At 39.6% G+C, this 19,091-nt stretch carries 11 protein-coding genes; 3 read left to right on the top strand and 8 right to left on the bottom strand.

Features of this window, described 5'->3' with window-relative positions; translation table 11 throughout:
* Window positions 1-133: 133 nt before the first annotated feature.
* The 3 genes from GQR44_RS15500 to GQR44_RS15490 are packed head-to-tail and all read left to right on the top strand — an operon-like array spanning window position 134 to window position 3,174.
* Entirely contained in the window at window positions 134-2,173 is a 2,040-nt protein-coding gene (locus GQR44_RS15500) for a GNAT family N-acetyltransferase (RefSeq protein ID WP_166372634.1), read from the top strand.
* Between the two features lie 4 nt (window positions 2,174-2,177).
* Window positions 2,178-2,870 (top strand): pseudouridine synthase, encoded by a 693-nt coding sequence (locus GQR44_RS15495; RefSeq protein WP_166372633.1) that lies wholly within the window; start codon window positions 2,178-2,180, stop codon window positions 2,868-2,870.
* Complete coding sequence (locus tag GQR44_RS15490; protein ID WP_166372632.1) at window positions 2,857-3,174, top strand: MGMT family protein; 318 nt, start codon at window positions 2,857-2,859, stop codon at window positions 3,172-3,174. Before GQR44_RS15495 ends, GQR44_RS15490 begins: the two co-directional genes overlap by 14 nt.
* Before the next feature lie 21 nt (window positions 3,175-3,195).
* On the opposite strand, the gene GQR44_RS15485 is transcribed toward GQR44_RS15490, so the two are convergent.
* The 8 genes from GQR44_RS15485 to GQR44_RS15450 form a co-directional block, all read right to left on the bottom strand.
* Complete coding sequence (locus GQR44_RS15485; RefSeq protein ID WP_166372631.1) at window positions 3,196-5,385, bottom strand: alpha/beta fold hydrolase; 2,190 nt, start codon at window positions 5,383-5,385, stop codon at window positions 3,196-3,198.
* Window positions 5,386-5,390: 5 nt separating this feature from the next.
* Window positions 5,391-7,280 (bottom strand): acyl-CoA dehydrogenase family protein, encoded by a 1,890-nt coding sequence (locus GQR44_RS15480; protein WP_166372630.1) that lies wholly within the window; start codon window positions 7,278-7,280, stop codon window positions 5,391-5,393.
* Window positions 7,281-7,506: 226 nt separating this feature from the next.
* Entirely contained in the window at window positions 7,507-9,639 is a 2,133-nt protein-coding gene (locus GQR44_RS15475; RefSeq protein WP_166372629.1) for a 3-hydroxyacyl-CoA dehydrogenase NAD-binding domain-containing protein, read from the bottom strand.
* Entirely contained in the window at window positions 9,639-10,928 is a 1,290-nt protein-coding gene (locus GQR44_RS15470; protein WP_166372628.1) for a thiolase family protein, read from the bottom strand. The genes GQR44_RS15475 and GQR44_RS15470 overlap by 1 nt, the downstream gene beginning before the upstream one ends.
* 402 nt (window positions 10,929-11,330) lie before the next feature.
* Window positions 11,331-12,533 carry an SAM-dependent methyltransferase gene (locus tag GQR44_RS15465; protein WP_166372627.1) on the bottom strand — a complete coding sequence of 401 codons (1,203 nt, stop codon included), beginning with the start codon at window positions 12,531-12,533 and terminating at the stop codon, window positions 11,331-11,333.
* 191 nt (window positions 12,534-12,724) lie between these two features.
* The gene (locus GQR44_RS15460; RefSeq protein WP_166372645.1) at window positions 12,725-14,431 is read right to left on the bottom strand and encodes a SulP family inorganic anion transporter; all 1,707 of its coding nucleotides are present in this window, start codon (window positions 14,429-14,431) and stop codon (window positions 12,725-12,727) included.
* A gap of 222 nt (window positions 14,432-14,653) precedes the next feature.
* Complete coding sequence (locus GQR44_RS15455; protein WP_166372626.1) at window positions 14,654-17,764, bottom strand: efflux RND transporter permease subunit; 3,111 nt, start codon at window positions 17,762-17,764, stop codon at window positions 14,654-14,656.
* Window positions 17,761-19,089, bottom strand: a complete 1,329-nt coding sequence (locus GQR44_RS15450) for an HlyD family secretion protein (RefSeq protein WP_166372625.1) — start codon at window positions 19,087-19,089, stop codon at window positions 17,761-17,763. Before GQR44_RS15450 ends, GQR44_RS15455 begins: the two co-directional genes overlap by 4 nt.
* Window positions 19,090-19,091: the final 2 nt, after the last annotated feature.

Here is a 19,091-nt window from a genome sequence, read left to right as displayed (position 1 = left end):
GGATCTGCCTGATATTATTTACTCTTGGATCCAAGGCTAAAGCCATGCTTGCTGGTATTAAGTCCCCTTTTTTATGTTACATTTTATGCTTATTGTATAATTCATACTCATTTTATTGTTATTAGGATCTCCTGTGTCAGCTGCCATTAACTTTTACCAACAACGTAAACATATAGCAGAACAATCTGCGCACAGACAATTATGTTGTTTACAGGGGAGTGACCTCTGGTGTCAGCAACAAGCTCTAAGTATTATTGAGCATAGTGCCCTCCCCTATCGATGGTGCGGAGAAGCCCCTGCATCAATCACATGCAGTGATGCTAAATCACTGTTAGGGCAAGATGTTTACTTATTAATTTTGAATATGCACAAAACATTTGATGCCAATATGTTTGCGGCTGCTGAAGGCGCTGTCTGTGCAGGGTCGGTTATTGTTTTATTACTTCCACAGCAACAAAGTGAAATAGACTATTTTTCTCATTACATGCAGCAGCAGCTTAAGCGATATCAATTTCCAATATTGTTAGAAAATCAGCCTATAGTAAATGCACAACCAAATATTTCTACTGACAAACCTTCCTCACCCTCATTACATCATCTAGATATACAAGAACAACAACTGGCCATTCAAAAAATTATTAAAACGGTTACAGGACATCGTAGACGTCCTTTAGTATTAACTGCAAACAGGGGAAGAGGAAAATCTGCAGCACTTGGCATGGCAGCCGCGCAATTACTTAATCAAGATTTAATGAGGATTATTGTTTGTGCTCCGAGTAAACAGGCTGTAACTACTTTATATAAACACGCTAAATTAACCATTAATGATGCAAATAATTTACAACGATTACAATTTATAGCGCCTGATGCATTAAATAGTGAAAAGCCGGTATGTGACTTATTGATCATCGATGAAGCTGCCGCTATCCCCATTAAACTATTAGCTATATTTGCACAACACTACTCTCGTATTGTATTTGCAACAACGCAATTTGGTTACGAAGGCTCTGGAAGAGGATTTGCCTTACGCTTCCTACAACAACTAAAACTTATTTCACCTCAATATCGAGCTTTCCAGCTTAAACAACCTGTGCGTTGGGCCAAAGGTGATCCGGTAGAAGCTTTTACTTTGGATAGTTTATGTTTGATGGAATCGACTCCGACATTGCATACATTACAAACCCAACAAAAAACGCTCATCCGTGTGATCGAAAAGACAGAATTACTGCAACCAGGTCCATTATTGAATCAAGTTTTTTCGCTGTTGGTTAATGCCCATTATCAAACCAAACCTTCTGACTTAGTGGCATTGTTAAACGATCAAGATTTAACACTGATTGTAATGCAGCAACAAAATACAATATTAGCCGTAGCTTTAGTCAAACACGAAGGTGGACTTGATAACATCACTAGCGAACAAATTTATCAAGGCAAACGTAGGCCTGTTGGGCACCTAATCGCGCAATCACTGACTTTTCATAGTGGATTTAAACTTGCTGCAACTCAACGGTTTGCTCGTATACAGCGTATTGCTGTACAACCAACTCTGCAACAACAATCCTATGGTAGTCAATTATTAAACTGGATTGTCGACTGGACAACAACGCAAGCATTTGATCATCTATGTGCTAGTTTTGCTGGCAGCGATTATTTATTACGCTTTTGGTTAAAGCATCAGTTACAAATATTACGTATTGGCACGCGCAAAGATAAAAGCAGCGGACAACACTCATTGATGGTTAATTTACCTTTAAGCCAACAAGGTAAAGAATTACACCATCAAATACAGACTGACTTCCATAAACAGGTTAAAGTACAACTTAGTCGACAACTTAACCAATTAGACTCATCATTAGTAACGGTTTTGTGGTCACAAATAGTAGTAACCAGGCCAATTTCGAATATAAAGCAATCATTATCAGCTTATATTAATGCGCATCGCGGTTATGAGAATGTTGAATACCTATTAATAGAGTTATTACATAATACGTCGCTAAAGGTGTTAACTCAGCAACAACAAAGATGTGTGATTGAAAAGATTATCCAAAATCACAGTTGGCAAAGCATCGTCCAAGCACATCAATTTAGCGGACAAAAACAGGCGCAAACTTTTTTAAAAAACTGTATCTGCGATTTACTTACAAAAACCACGACGAACGAAGAGAATACATAACATAATGAGACTCGATAAATTTATCTGTGAATCAACAGAATTAACACGTAGCGAAGCAAAAAGTGCAATCCGTAAAGGCTTGATCAGCAATCAAACTGGTACCTTACGCAGTGGCTCTTATAAAGTAGATGCTAACGATATTATTGAGCTTAAAGGTAAAGTGCTCACAATCCGTGGGTTCCGCTATATTATGCTTAATAAACCACAAGGTTATATTAGCTCTAATGTTGATGAACAAATGCCAAGTTTATTAAACCTAATCGATATAGAAAAAAAGCAAAATGTATTTATTGCCGGACGACTAGATGCTGATACAACGGGATTAATTCTAATTACAGATGATGGTCAATGGTCGCACCAAGTTACCAGTCCACGTAAAAAATGTGAGAAACGTTACCGCATAACACTACAAGACCCAATCAGTGATGACGCTGTTGCTTTATTTGCACAAGGTATTCAATTAAAAAGTGAAACGAACCCTTGTTTGCCTGCAAAACTACAAGTACTTTCAGATCATGAGGTATTGTTAACCATCAGTGAAGGGAAATACCATCAAGTAAAACGCATGTTTGCTGCAGTAGGTAACTTTGTAACAACCTTACACAGAGAACAAATAGGCAATGTAGAGTTGGATCATAATCTAGCACTCGGCGAGTCTCGTTTTTTAACGGAGCAAGAGGTCAATGGATTCAAATAAACCTTTTAACCAACAATGCTATGACCTACTACGTCAAATCCCCAAAGGCAAGGTGGTCACTTATGCAGATATTGCACATCAACTAGGCGGCAAAGCTTATCAAGCAGTCGGTAACGCGATGGCTAATAATCCTGATGTCATCGTTGTGCCCTGCCATCGTGTCGTTAATAGCAACGGTGCGATAGGCAAATATGCATTAGGTACAGAAAAGAAAATAGCTTTGTTACAGGAAGAAGGTATTGAACTTGATACTGAGAAAAACAAAGTACTTAATTTAGACAAGCAACGTCATACTTTTTTATAAAGTCTAAGTACGTCACTTAAACTAATAATAGGGCTCTGTTACTTTTTTAATAAAGTCTAATAGAGGCCTATATACTTCTTCTGCCCTCTTCCCTCTTACAATAACGTGATGATCCGTATTGATACTGTGTAATTGCTTATCATTACTCAATACTTTTTCTATTATTTCCTCCGCACCATCCACATCAATAGTTGGGTCGTTGCTTCCTTGAATCACTAATAATGGCAAAATAACGCGTTCTAAATGCTCTCTACAACTATCCTGCAATAAGAGTAATTGCTTCAATCCTGCAATATATATTCGGTCGTAATTACTATCAGAACATTCAGGTTCATTGTCTACCCATTTGATAGTGCCTGTTTCCATGGAAAAGCTGCTTAGCATATTATTCCAGCTATCTAATAAAGAAGAGAAGAACACTGATTTTTGCTTTAAGACTAATGCTGGATTAATTGCCACTACCCCGACGATATTATCAACATTTGCACAGCCTTTAATCAACGCCAATAAAGCACCTGCTGAAAAACCAACGACAACAACCTTTTGGTGATAATGAGATAAAACAGCATAGCCACGGTTAACAGATTCTAACCAACCTTTCACCGTACAATTACGCATCTCTTTGGATAATGTTCCATGGCCACTTAAACGTACTAAATAAACCCCATAACCTAATTCATTAAGCTTTTGACCCAAGGCTTCCATCTCTTTTGGTGAAGCTAAAAAACCATGGATCAAAATGATTCCAGGTTGATTGGCTTTACCCGCTAAATGTTGGGGTTTACCAATATCACGGCTTTTTGTATGCAAACGGTCAAAAGACCGCATGCGCTCATCTTCAAATAAGCAACAATCTGTTTTCAATACTTGAGCTGATACTTGCAAAGATAATTTTTTAGGTGATGTCGCAATCAGTCGCTTTATATGTTTCACATATTTAGTCATGACTTCAAATTCATTAGCAAGAACACTGACTGTGCTTTCGATACGCATACGATGAAAAGAGTAAGGCATCTCGAATTTTTCATGATTGACCATGATTTGGCCATTTTCGATAGTCGCGGCTTGTTCGTTCAACACTAATTTAATGATTAACTCATAGGGTCCATAACGTTCACCAGATACAAGGTTGATCACCCCTTCCGATAAACTCTGATGAACACGACGTTGTTTGTTCTCTTTAATATTAATAATGGCAAGATAGATAACTTTTTTGAAGTCAGCCTCTTTAATCCCCTGCGCCGGCACAAAACGTAATGCAGTAGCGACTAAATGATCCATATTAATAGTCAGACTACTGTACACCCTCAACATAAATTCATTAGTTAATCGGTGGCGCATTGCTCCCATTAAATAGTCAATGCGCTTGGCAGGAGAGATAAAGGGACTAAGTAATGCAAAGAAACGTCGATATGGTTTAGTAAAGCGTCGTAAATCTATTGCATGGCCAAAGGAGATCGATATATCGCACTCTTCCAGAATAATGTTTCCCTCCACTAAAAGCTCTTCTTCCACAAAATCAGGAATATCTTTGAAAAAAAGCTGAGCACCCGAAGATAACAAGTTTTTACCCGGTCGAAGTGGGTAATAACTAATATTAACCGGCACAATATGTAAATCTAGGGGAGAGAGATCCGATGGACCATGTAAGCTATAGGTTTCTTGATAGTAACTAATTAAAGTTTCGTTATTATCTATAATTGCCTTTTTATAATCCTCTTTTTTAAGAAAGGTTTGCAGCGCTAACATTGCAGCACCAGTATGAGGAGCACGGGCCGTTGCATCGGATATTTGCATCGACAAACGGCCTTTATCCAGTACTTTTTTATTTTTAACCATCGCACCTTCAGGATAAATAACCCAATTATAAGTGCCACGCATTAACTCTGAGATAATCTTTTCATTACGTCCGGGTAAATTTAAAGGCAGCGCACCGACTGACTCTAAAATACTGCCAAACTTACCTACAAATAACGAACTGTCAGCCAGCGAGTGCACCATTTGACCGTTAAATTTATATAACGCCTGTGGAAGTAAGGCCGTTTCCATGCGCGTAAAGTGATTAACAACAAACAAAGTGGGATTGTTACTTAGATACTCAACCCCCTCTGCAGAAACAGAAGACTTGGTAAATTTTTCAATAATTTGGATCAACCATCCTGACAACAAAAAAGAAGAACTAGGTTTTTCGAATGTAGGACGGTCGCGCATAGCAATTATTCCCCCTCAGCAATAGGGTAAATACCTGCTTCCAACCATTGATACTGTTCACTCAAAATATCTTCAGCAATCGCTTTAGCGGTACTACGCTGTGGAGTAGATAGTGCTTTAAAATGCGCTTCTACTCTTTCCGTTGCTAGTACACAATGGTGATCTGCTAATGCTGTCGCATTTTCATGGCCGAGTGCAACTTGGTTTTTTGCATAGGAGCAAGTCACAGCCATTGCAAATAATTCACAACCAATGGTCATTAAGTGTCCTAGTGTTTCTTGGCGCAATTCAAGCTTTTCACGATGCAACAACATCTGTTCAAACAAAACCCGCGCTAAACGGTGTGAAGTACGTTGGCAATAATTAACATGTTCAGCTAAAGTGCCGCTGAGAGTAAATTGTGTAATAAACTCCTTATTAATAATTTGTGATGGATACCAAGAGGCGTATTCTTTAAACAACTTAAAAGCAGCATCACGCTTAGTAGTGAAATCAGCGCCAGGTTTAATCAGGTCAGAAGCCAAAGATAAGTGCGTATCTAACGCTTCGCGACTTAAAAACAACTCCATAACATCAGTGGTGCCTTCAATAATACGATTAATACGACAATCACGTAACATGCGCTCTACTGGGAAAGGTAATTCTCCACGGGCCTTTAATGAACTGGCTTTTTCATAACCTCGACCACCAAACATTTGTACCGTTTCGTCCATCACACTCCATGCCATTTCACTGCAAAATAGCTTCGCCATTGCAGCTTCCATTCGAATATCCACATCGCCCTTGTCAGCCATAAAACTGGTTATCCAAGTAACGCCTTCCATCGCAAAAGTAGTCGCAGCGATATAGGCAATACGATTTGAACCCTTCTCATGCTTTGCAATAGGCGAGCCCCATTGCACGCGTTTCCCTCCCCAACGACGAGTCATATTTAAACACTGCTTGGCCATACCAGTACTCGCGGCGGGAATCGTTAAACGTCCTGTGTTTAGGGTTGCTAATGCTATTTTTAGCCCTTGCCCCTCTTGTAAAATTCTATCTTCCACAGCTACTTCGACGTTTTTAAATTCAATTAAACCATTTTGAATACCGCGGATACCCATGAAATCACAACGATGTTTTATAGTGATCCCTGAACTTTTTCCTTTTACGATAAAAGCAGAGATTTGTTTAACCTCTTTTCCATCAACTATTTTAGGTGCAGTGCAGGCCATCACAACCAAATAATCTGCAATCAATCCATTGGTACACCACAGTTTTTCACCGTTAATAAGATAATGTGTTCCAGCAGCATTTAAGGTAGCAGTTGTTTCCATTTGTGCAGGGTCAGAGCCTACACTAGGCTCAGTTAATGCAAATGCAGAAATAGCACCGTCTTTAAAGAGCGGTAAAAAGCGTTGTTTTTGTTCTTCTGTTCCAAATAGTTTAATCGGTTGTGGCACACCGATACTTTGGTGGGCTGAAACGAGCACAGCGGTAGAGCCACAATGACTGGCGATAGCCATAAGTACACGATTATAGTTAACTTGAGATAAACCTAAACCACCGTACTGTTTAGGGATTTTCATAGAAAACACCCCTATTGCAGCGAGAGCTTGCATCGCTTCAGTGGGGATCGTACGCGTTTCATCAACCAAATCTGCATCTAAAGTATCGGCTAACACTATGCCTACTTTTTCCACTAATTGATCACCAACTGATTTATCTTCTGCAGTTTGAGTTGGGAAAGGGAAAATAGCATCAGACTTAAACTCCCCCATAAATAAGGATTTCGCAAAACTAGGATGCTGCCACACAGAATCACGTGCCGCTTCGGTAAGGTTTAACGATGAGGCTTTTTCATCGCTCATCTTGGAGGTATCGATCACTACTTTTTTATCTTCAGGAAAACTCATAATAGCTCCTTAACTAACTACTTATATCCAGCCAATCAAATAGTGGAACAATTTTATCGCTTACAATGAATTGTTAGCTCTTCATCCAACTAACTCACTCCAGAAATAGACACTAAACTATTGATAATCAAAGGATAACAGCCAATATCATTTACTCATCAATTCAAGTAATAAGTGCAATCGTTTCTCTACTTAAACTTATAATATATTCCAACATTAAATAAACTTAATGATAGAAACCATGCCCCTGTTCGACACATTTCAACAGATAAGGAGCAACTTCGTAACGGTTCCCTACTTGTTGGTGTAATTTCTGTAAGCGTTTCACCACTTCGTCACAACCAATGCTATCTGCCCAACGACATAAACCGCCTCGCCATGCTGGAAAGCCAGTTCCCATTATCATGGCCAGATCTAATTGCCCCGCATTAGTAACGATATCCTCATCAAGGCATCGAGCGGCTTCATTGACCATCACCAGCATCAAACGGTCAATTATATCTTGATCGCTAAAGTCTTTACTGTCAGCAACACAACCTGCTTGATACAATAATTCATTAACCTCTACCTGTTTATTTTTATAATGATAAAAACCTCGCCCCCCCTTTTTACCCGATAATTTCAACTTATCGTGTATATGTTCCAGTACAGGGGCAACCGTCATCCGCTCACCAAAACCGGCTTGTAAAATTGCAGCGACTTTATAACCAACGTCAATGCCCACTTCATCGGCTAATTGGAAGGGGCCCATCGGCATACCAAAACTATTAATCGCCAAATCCACCTTTTCAATATCTGCACCTTCTTGTAATAAATAAGCGGCTTCATTTAAGTAAGGTAATAAAATACGATTAACCAGAAACCCCGGACAATCGCCAACCACTATCGGTACTTTCCCCCACGCCTTACTAATAGCAATCGCTTTGGCAATGGTTTGCTCACTGGTTTGCTGGCCTTTCACAATTTCTACTAACGGCATTCGATTAACTGGGTTAAAAAAGTGCATACCACAAAACTGCTCAGGGCGAGTTAACACCGAAGCCATCTCAGTGATCGATAGCGCCGAAGTATTAGAACAAAGCAAACTATCTTCAGGTAGCTCAGCCTCAGCCTCTTGTAAGACCTGTTTTTTAACCGACATCACTTCAACAACAGCTTCAATGGCAACTTGTGCCCGATTAAAGCCGGTAAACTGTAACGATCCACCAATCCGATTCATTGCATAGTCAATCGCACCTTGCTTAATGCGGCGCTGCTTTTGTAACTGACTAAAATAGCTGGCAGCTTGCTGATAACCCAGTTCAATAGATGCCCAGTTAATATCTTTAACGCGAACCGATAACCCTTTATAACTCATTAACCAAGCGATGCCCCCTCCCATCACGCCAGCACCGATCACCGCACCTGAAGTAGGTAATTCTACATCTTGAGGATAACTCTCAGATTGCTCTTTTTTAACTTGTTCATTGAGAAAAAATAAACCGATAAGATGTTTACAGATAACTGTTGATGCTAAATCTGAAAAAGCGGCTAATTCTCGTTTTAAACCTTCTTCAAAACTACAATTGTTACGGTACACATCAAGTACTGCGAGTGGTGCAGGATAAAATCCTTTGCTTGTTTTCATTACATTCTGTTGCGCTTTCTTCAGGATCAATAAGCGAGCAGGATGCGTCTGCATCGCAAAGGTAGTTACTTTTTGTAAGGCACTTTTAGGTTGCCTTCTTTTTAATAGGCTTGCTTGAAAGGATTTCTGTTTGAGGTTTTCTAAGAACTGTTCAACTTGCACATTAAATTGCGCAGATGAAAACACTTGATCAACAAGTTTTATACGATACGCCTTTTCTGCACTAACTAACTTACCCGGTAGTATAATTGCCAGAGCTTCGGGTAACCCTATCAAACGAGGTAAACGTTGCGTGCCTCCCCAACCTGGAATAATGCCTAATTTAACTTCAGGTAAGCCTATTTTAGTTTTCGGGTTATCTGAGGCTAAACGAAAATCACAGGCTAAAGCTAACTCACAACCACCACCAGCACAGGCACCATCGATAATTGCAATCGTTGTTTGTGGTAAGGCATCGAGCCGATTAAAAATTTCTTGTCCTAAATGTGCTTTTTCCTTAGCCATTTCAGGGCTATCAATTTTTTGTAGCTCTTGAATATCCGCTCCTGCGATAAAAATATTCTTTTTAGCACTTTCAAAGCTAACAATTTGCTGTGGTGAGGATTTAATGTCTTCTAGCAAAGAATCTAGCTCTTGCATCACATCAGATGAGAGCTTATTAATCTTTTGATCTTGTAAATCAAAAGTAACGCGAATTAACCAATCATTTTTTTGTACGTGAATGTGTTTCATTACTCCACCTCCAGCGCTAATGCAGCACCTTGCCCGCCGCCAATACATAAGGTTGCTAAACCACGCTGTAATCCTTGGCGTCTAAGTTCATGTAGTAGTGTTAAAATCAAACGCCCTCCCGTCGCGCCTACTGGGTGCCCTAAGGCAATAGCGCCGCCATTAACGTTTAACTTGTTCGGGTCTAACTCACCCAATGCATGCGCTCTTTGTAAGTATTGCTGAGCAAATTCTTTACTCTCAAAGGCACATTGATTGGCAATCACTTGAGCCGCAAATGCTTCATTTAATTCAACCAAATCAAAATCAGACAGTGCCAAACCTGATTTATCTAATAATTTAGCTGTTGCATAGGCAGGGCCTAAGCCCATTCTATTTCCAGCTAATCCGGCATAGCTATAATCAGCTAAATAACCTAACGGTGTTAATCCCATTGCTTTTGCCTTCGATTCAGCCATCACAGTAAAAGCAACTGCACCATCGGTAATAGGGCAGGCATTCCCAACCGTAACACTACCAGCTAGGCGGTCGAAATAAGGGCGTAACTTAGCCAAAGCAGCAAGGGTTTGATTATCACGAGGGCCATTATCTAAATGTTGTATATGTTGATACTTAGGCGCAATTGCAACGCTGATAATTTCATCAGCGAATTTGCCCGCTTGTTGCGCTTTTATCGCTTGTTGATGGCTATTTAAAGCAAATTGATCTTGTTGTTCACGCGTAATCGCGAACTCTTTAGCAAGCACCTCTGCCGTTTGCCCCATATTTAAGCCACAAACAGGATCGGTTAGACCTTGTTCAATACCAATCACAGGCTTCAAAAAAGATAAACGAAATTGAGATAAGAGTTTGAGTTTTGCAAGCGGTGTTTTAGCAAACATCATCTGCATCATGAACTTGGTCATTTCAGGGCTATAAAGAAGTGGAACGCTAGACATAGATTCACTGCCACCAACCAATGCGCTGTCAATTTCTCCAGCCAATATTTTATTGGCAGCGGTAGTCATAGATTCCATGCCTGAGGCACAATTGCGATTGACGGTATAAGCACTAGTAGAAACAGGAAACCCACCCTGTAATGCGATGACTCGGGCAATATTCGCCGCATGACCTGGTTGAGCAACGTTGCCCATGATCACTTCATCTATATCGGCATAATCTAATACAGAATTGGCCATCACCTCGCGGACAACAACCGCCCCTAATTGATCTGCCTGCATGCCTTTGAATTCAGTGCCGGCTTTGCAGAATGGGCTACGCCAACCTTCAATAATCGCGAGTCTTTCTTTCATTAACCACCTCCAGCATTATTTCTATGCTTTAAAACAGCCATAAAAATAATAAAAATGCTTTCCTGAAGGAGTCAATAAATACCCTCAGGGCATAAAGATTAACAATTCACAGTGACTTTAAAAATGGTAAAAAGGTGAGCATGATGTTGTAAATATTAAGTATTTCATGGTCACTTGCTTATATTACATACGATCTTCAGTATAAAGATGCTTTATTTTTGAGCAAGGCAAATACAATAAGCCCCATCGAATTCGCGAGGGGCATCGCATAAGTTACCTTTAAAAGAAGAAAAATTAGCATTAAGAGCCATAAAATACAGGAAGTTATTATATAGCTCTTATGAAATGAAATATTGAAGGTGTGTGATCATGGAAGTAAGAGGTCATGTCGCTTAACGCTATTTAACCTTGAATTAGGCTTTCATTAAGCAAACTTTCTAAACAATGATCTTTGATCCCATAATAGGTTTTTATATTAGCAATCTGAGTTAAAATTTTAGCTTGTTCTTTGGCATTGGTTGATGGCTTTTTGATCGCTAAAATCATCTTATTTTTGTTGGTATGCTCTAAACTAATAAACTCAAAGACCTTAGTAGTATAACCATTAGCCTCTAATAATAGTGCCCGTAACGAATCTGTCACCATTTCAGCTTGCTGGCCTAAATGCACACCATATTGCAACATAGGTTGAAATAATTCAGGGCTCTGCATTTGTGGGCGAATCTGCTTATGGCAACATGGCGAACACATAATAATGCTGGCGTTCGCACGGATCCCATAATGAATAGCATAATCAGTAGCAACATCACAGGCATGCAATGCAATCATGACATCGGTTTGTTTAGGTGCATGGGTTTTTACATCTCCACACACAAAGTCCAAACCGTGATGATCTAACGTTGCCGCTGTTTGATTACATAAATCAGCTAAAGCTTGACGTAACTCTACTCCAGTAACCTGTGCGTCATTTTGTAATGTATGGCGCAAATAGTCATGAATAGCAAAGGTTAAGTAACCTTTGCCAGATCCAAAATCGACAACGTTAAGTGGTGTGCTTGTATCCCTTGGAGAAACCTCTAATGCTTGGCTAAAAATCTCAATAAACTTATTGATTTGCTTCCACTTATTAGACATAGCAGGGATCAATTTTTGGTTTTTATCAGTGACTTTTAACGCTGTTAAAAAAGGACGCTGAATGTCTACATAACGATGTTTTTCGCGATTATGAGCAGCTGGCATAGTTTGCATTTGCTTAGCTTTATGTTGCGATATTTTTAACTTACCTTTTTTACTAAACTCTAATTGGATTTCTGAATCTTGCAGCGTTAAATAGGCACTTTTGAAGTCATCACCCAAAAGTGTAGTGATCTCAAGTAGCGCATTTTGATGGTTATGGTTTTTGGTAATATGGTTAGTTTGATGTTCATAAACAAAACTTAATACCGCTTCATTTTGCAAAGTAAGTGGTCGAATATTCAGCCTATTTAAGCTTTTATCTTGACCTCGATATTTGCTCAAGAGTAGCTTCACCACTCCATTACTCTCAAGTTGAGTTGACAGTAATCGATAAAAATCTTCAAGCGAATTAAGTACAGCAGCTGACATAGTAGTTTCCGAGAAAAATAAAAAAGACAATACAAACGAGCATTCTAACAGTTAAGACGAGACCAAATCTATTACTTAGCAGATCATTTGGCTTCGCCAAACAACTAACCATCACACAGCATTGATACTGAGTGCAATTTTGTTTAAACCATCATTCACTTTGTATCAACAATAGCCTCACAGACTACTACCTAAAAGTCGACCTCTTGATCATCCAATAACGGTACTTCACCATCCGCTAAGGCTTGCAAATAAACCTGATTCATTTTCAATGCCAAATACAGATCGGGTCTAATTAAGATGCCACCAGCAGCAATCGGGATTCCCACCACATTGCACCATTTCATCATTTGCCTTTTTCGGCCAGCGATAACTAAACGGACTCCCTGTTTTTTTAAATCTCGATGTAAATCATCTAACATTGCCATCACACTCACATCAAAATGCGTGAAACAAGGCACTCCATCAATAATCAAACATTCTGTTTGTGGCTCTGTGAGTAACTGCTCTAGTACTCTACGCTTAAAGTACATGGCATTAAAATAAGTCAATGGAGAGTTAAATCTATAAATGAATACCCCTGGAATAGTTTTAGTTCGATCTGATGAATCCATACTACGAATGATTCCATTATCGTCTAAGCCTAGTACCTGATCCGTCGGGCGCATCACCGCACGTAAAAATTGAAATAATCCTAATAAAACGGCCAGTGTAATACCGGGAATAACACCAACAAATAAGACCGCTAACAGGGTAATTAACGCCAGCACAAAGGCGGATTTATCATGCTTTCTTAATAACCATAACGCCTTGAAATCAATTAAAGAAATAGATGCTAAGATTAATACAACTCCCAATGCGGCTTCAGGGACATACTGTAATGGAGTAGTGGCAAACAAGGCCACCAGCGCAATAATTAATGCTGCAATAATCGATACTAATTGTGTTTTGCCACCATTCTCATCGTTGACAGCAGTACGAGAACTGGCACCACTGACCGCAAATCCCTGTGATAATGCAGAAGCGATATTAGCAAGACCAAGCGCTCTAAACTCTTTATCTCCATCAATATCGTAGCCATTTTTTGCAGCAAAGCTGCGTGCAGTTAACATCATGCTAACAAAGCTTACCATCGCTAGATTCAATGCAGGCATCACCAACTGACGACTAATACCTAAGTCAAAAACAGGCGCTTGAAAATCAGGTAAACCCACTTTTATTTCACCAATAGTAGCAATATTAAAATCACCAAGTTTAAATAACCACACCAATAGACCAGTACTTGCCATCGCAAATAAAGCCGCAGGCCATTGTGGCACTAAGCGTTTGATAGCAATAAACACCAGCAATGCAATCAGACTGATAGATACCGTTGGCCAATGTGCAGACAACAGATAACTGTGTCCAGACATCACCTGCTCAAGTAAATAAGTTTCGTCAAAACGTACGCCTAATACTTTAGATAGTTGCCCAACAATAATAGTAATAGCGACACCATTAATTAATCCCATTAAAATAGGTTTAGACAGGAAATCAGCAAGTACTCCGAGTTTGAAACGACTGGCTAATAAACACCAAACACCGGTCATTGCAGTCATGGTCATCACTAATTGCCAATGCTTAACTGCGTCACCTGCAGCTAATGGCGTGACCACTGCGGCAATCACAGCACAAGTGGCTGCATCAGGTCCAATAACCAACTGTCTTGAGGTACCAAAGAGTGCATAAACCAACATCGGAAGCACACAAGAATATAATCCGACAATTGCGTTTACACCCGTTAATTGTGCATATGCGATCGCTACTGGTAATGCAACGGCGGCAACAGATAACGCAGCTCGCAGATCATCACGTAACCACTGCTTTTGGTAGGTTACGAACAATTTAGTGCCTGGCATAAATGAATATAAACGAGCTAATGTCAAACAAATGCCTCCGCGACTCTACCATTTAAATGTTATTCGGCTGATATGATTAGTTACTAGCTTGCATCATAACCGCAATTCAATGAACTGGAAATAAGGAAAAATGCAATAAAAGAATGAGAATATTAATTGAATGGATCGCTAATAATGAGTAAAGGCTTCAGGGGGAGATTACCCTCCCCGTTAATGAGCAGATTAAGTATCGCTGAGGTCTTTGTGCTTATGTACTAACCCAAAATCCGCAAGAATCGCGTACGCACTTGGAATAATAAATAACACTAATAAAGTGGAAGTGAAAATACCAAACACAATAGAAATTACAATTGGTTTCACTATTTGCGCTTGTAAACTCGTTTCCAATAACAAAGGGAGCAAACCCGCCGCAGTGGTTAACGAGGTTAAAAATACCGCTCTAAAACGATCTCGGCTAGCTTTCACCACAGCATCATAAACATCAGCATCTTGATCGATGTGATGTCGAATATATTGCACTAATAATATGGAATCATTAACCACAATACCCGCTAATGATATAAACCCTAAAATGGATGGCATAGAAAGGTTATACCCCACTAACCAATGTCCCCACAGCACACCAATTAAAGCTAATGGAATTGCTAGCATCACAACAAAGGGCTCTAAATAGCTACGGAATTGGAAACTCAAAATAGCAAATAAACCAAATAGACCAATCATAAACCCTTTTAGTAATGAGCTACCGGTTTTTGCTGACTCTTTAGCCGCACCTTCAAAATCAACCTTTAAACCAGGGAATTGTTGTTGTAACTCAGGCAAATAATTAATACGCATATTACTTATCACTTCATTGCCATTGGCCTTTCTATTATCGACATCGGCCATCACTGTGACCGTACGCTGGCTATTAATACGTTGTATGCGCACATAGGAGCGATCACTTTTTAACAAAGCAACTGCACTTAATGGGATTTGCCCGCCTTGATCTAACATGATTGGGAAGTTAGCCAGTGTTTGTAAGTTACCTGCCTGTTGTTCATTCAATAAAACTTGTATGGATATATTTTCTGAGCCCACTTGGATTTCATCTGCGGTTTGTCCGAAGTACGCTGCACGTAATTGATTGGCAATCATCTGCCCGTCTACAGCGTAGTTTTCCGCGCCAGGTTTAAGGGAGATAACCACCTCTTCTTTACCCGGGCGCATATCATCTAAAATACCATTGATACCCGAGAATTGGCTTAAATAACCCTGTATAGCAACCGATGCTTGCTTTAATACGTTTAAATCTTCATGTTGCAAACGTATTTCAATATCACGTCCAGCAGGCCCCATTGCAGGTTGTTTAAAAACCAAAGACAAAGGTTCTGCCAACTCGCCTGTTTGTAAACGCCAAGATTCCATGAAAGCGTTGATTAAAGTATTGCGGGTTTCAGCAGATAATAGATCTAAGCGCACCGTAGCAACATGTGATCCAGTCTCTCCTGCATCAGCATTTGAATTATAATGTGCAGTAATATCTTTTATTAACGGTTCACTTTCCTGGTTTTCTTGCGTCGCCTGTTGCCCCACAACTTGTGCACTTTTGATTACCTTCGCAACGATCGCTTCTGTTTGTTGCAACGTTGAGCCTGGCGGTAAAATAAGTCGCGCTTCAGCGATATCGCCATCCAATGCTGGAAATGCTAAAAATTTTAATGCCCCACCAGCGACTAAGGCAAAAGAAGTTAATAGTAAACCGATCGTTATACCGATACTCAGATAACGCCAGCGCACCACAAAGGCAACTTTATTGACTAAAGTAACATTTCGGAAGTGTTCAAATTTAGCTAAAAAGACACGTTTGAATTTAAGTGTGGAGTCTACTTTTTCTGGTTTAGCTAATGAATGGTTTAGGTGATTAGGTAAAATCAAAAAAGCTTCAATTAAACTGATACTAAGCACCATGATTAATACCATCGGCACCACAGATAATACTTTCCCCATTTGACCGTCTAACCACAATAAACTGCCAAAAATAAAAATAGTGGTCAAAAAGGAAGAGATAACACCGGGTGCCACTTTCTTAACACCTTCTATTACTGCGTCATTAACGCTAAGTTTTTTTTCAATGTGTGCAGCAATCGATTCTGCAATCACAATGGCATCATCCATCAGGATCCCAATCGCCATTAACAGGCCAACTAAAGACATCACATTGATAGAGACACCAAATGCACTCATCAAAAACAATCCGCCCATAAAGGAGACCGGCAATCCTGCGGAGACCCAAAATGAATAGCGTAACGAAAAGAATAACCACATTGATAAGAAGACCAAAATGATCCCTTGCCACCCATTTTTCAGCAACATCGACAGCCTATCTTGTAACAAAGATGACATATCATTAGTCAAAGTCAGCGTGATACCTTCGGGCGCTATTTTTTGTTCCATTTCTACAAAAGCACTAACTCGTTCTTTAATACGTAACGCATCATCTGCTTTATTCTTTTTAACCTTTAAAATAGCAGCCGGTTTATCATTAAAAAGAATCTTATTGTACTCAAACTCAAAGGCATCCTGTAGCGTTGCAATATCCTTTAAACGCACCACACCACCATCACCTAGAGACGCAATGATTATGTTGCCTAAAGCCTGAGTCGTTGTTTTCCTTTGATCAAAGCGAAGTAATAACTCCTTGTCACTTAAAGACACAGTACCCGCAGGCATTTTAACATTTTGACGGCCAACTTTATCTGCAACCTCTGCCACGGTTAACCCTAAACGGCGCATATCTTGTAAATTCAGTTGCACTTTAAACTGATGATCTGAAAACCCTGAAATGCTCACCAAACTAACATCGTAGTCTAACTTTAAACGCTTTTTTAACGCTTCGGCATAAGCCTTTAAATGCGGCCAACTTACGTCTCCAGCAACAGCGATATCAACCACAGGTTCTGCCCAATCAAGCTCTTTAACAGTGGGTGGCTCTATTTGCGTAGGAAAATCTTTAATGGCATTTATTTCAGTTTGAATATCAACTAATGAGCGGCCAACATCTGCATCATCAGACATTTTAACTCTCAATGAAGCAGAGCCTTCTTGTGCATCACAGGTAACTTCTTCAATGCCACTTAATCCATCAATAGCATCTTCCATACGTAAGCATAAGCTCTCTTCCACTTCGGCGGGAGAAGCACCGGGATAAACAACACTAGCAATAATATAAGACGAAGAAAACTCAGGGAAAGTTTCACGCTTAATGTTACTAAGACTACTTAAACCAAGCACAAAAAAACTCAGCATGATCAAGTTAGCTAGCGTAGGGTGACGAGTAAAAAGTTTAATCACAGAGACGACTCCTGAACTGAGGTCGCGGCTTTTTGCGGTTCCTGTACTTTTAATGTCATCCCAGGAATTGCAGGCACTAAATCATTTAAAATTAACCATTCTCCTTCCTTTATATCCCCACTAATAGCAACACCTTGTTTATTTCTAAAATGCACTTGTACTTTACGCATCGCAAGCTGTTTATTCTCTTGCATTACATAAATGAGATCACCATGTAATGCCTTCTCTGGGATCATAAATTGTGAAGAAGCAAAACCGTGGATATTAGCACTAACAAACATTCCCTTAGTAAGTGGAGGTTTAGCGCCTAACTGAAACTGGGCAACATCCTGCTCAACTTCTAGATAAAAACCAATCGTTGCTTGTTCAGCATTAATATTATCTGCAATACGGGTCAATTTAGCTGGCCATTGATGTTGCTTTGCAGCAATTTGTAACTCAATATTGGCCCCGAAACCAAGCTCTTCCACGTTGGGTAGCGATGCTTGTGTTGGAAATGATTGAACACTACTCATGAGGATATCTGCATCTTGCAAAGAGAGTTCTGCTTTAACTTCTACAGTGCCCAACTTATATGCTTCAAATAACACGCCACCTAATGCAACTACCTGTGCATTTTCTACATCAACATTCGCAATACGTGCATCAAAGGGCAACGTAATTTGAGTGTTCAATAATTGTCTTTGAGCATCATCTAACATGGCTTGATTAACATTCAACTCTGCTAAAGCTACTTTATTATCGTCAGGCAAAAGTTTTAACGTACTGTTTAAATCTAAAACCACGTTTTTTTGTGCCAGTAAGGTTTGTTTTTGCGTTTCCAAATCAGAATTAGAGATCAAATTCTTTTTCTTTAACGATAGTTTGCGACGGTACTCTTGATTAATTAATTGCAACTTCTCCTGCTCAATCGCCAAACCAGCACTGATATTTTTCTGTTGTTGCTTTAAGCGTGTTAACTGAGCCTTACTGGCATTAACGTTAGCAATGGCTTGGGCTTTTTTTAACTCGTATTCAAATGGATCAATCTTTAATACCAGTGTACCCGCCTTTAATAAGCGGCCAGACTCTAACCCTGGATGGCGATAAATAACCTTACCATTCACTTCAGCAATCGCTTGCCAAGTCGTTTTAGGCAGAACACGCCCAAAGGCGAGAACCAGAGGTGCCGTTGGTTGTAGTATTAATGCTTGTACCGAGACTAACCGTGCTTTATCGAAATTGGGTTGAATCGTTGGTGACGATTTGAAAAAGATTGATAATGCCAAGATAATAATTCCAACTAATACACCAAGGATCGTTAAGCGTTTTTTATTACTGCTCATTT

Origin of the sequence: Psychromonas sp. SA13A (assembly GCF_011378715.1) — a bacterium.
Lineage (GTDB): Bacteria > Pseudomonadota > Gammaproteobacteria > Enterobacterales > Psychromonadaceae > Psychromonas.
This window is presented reverse-complemented; position numbering and strand designations above follow the sequence as displayed.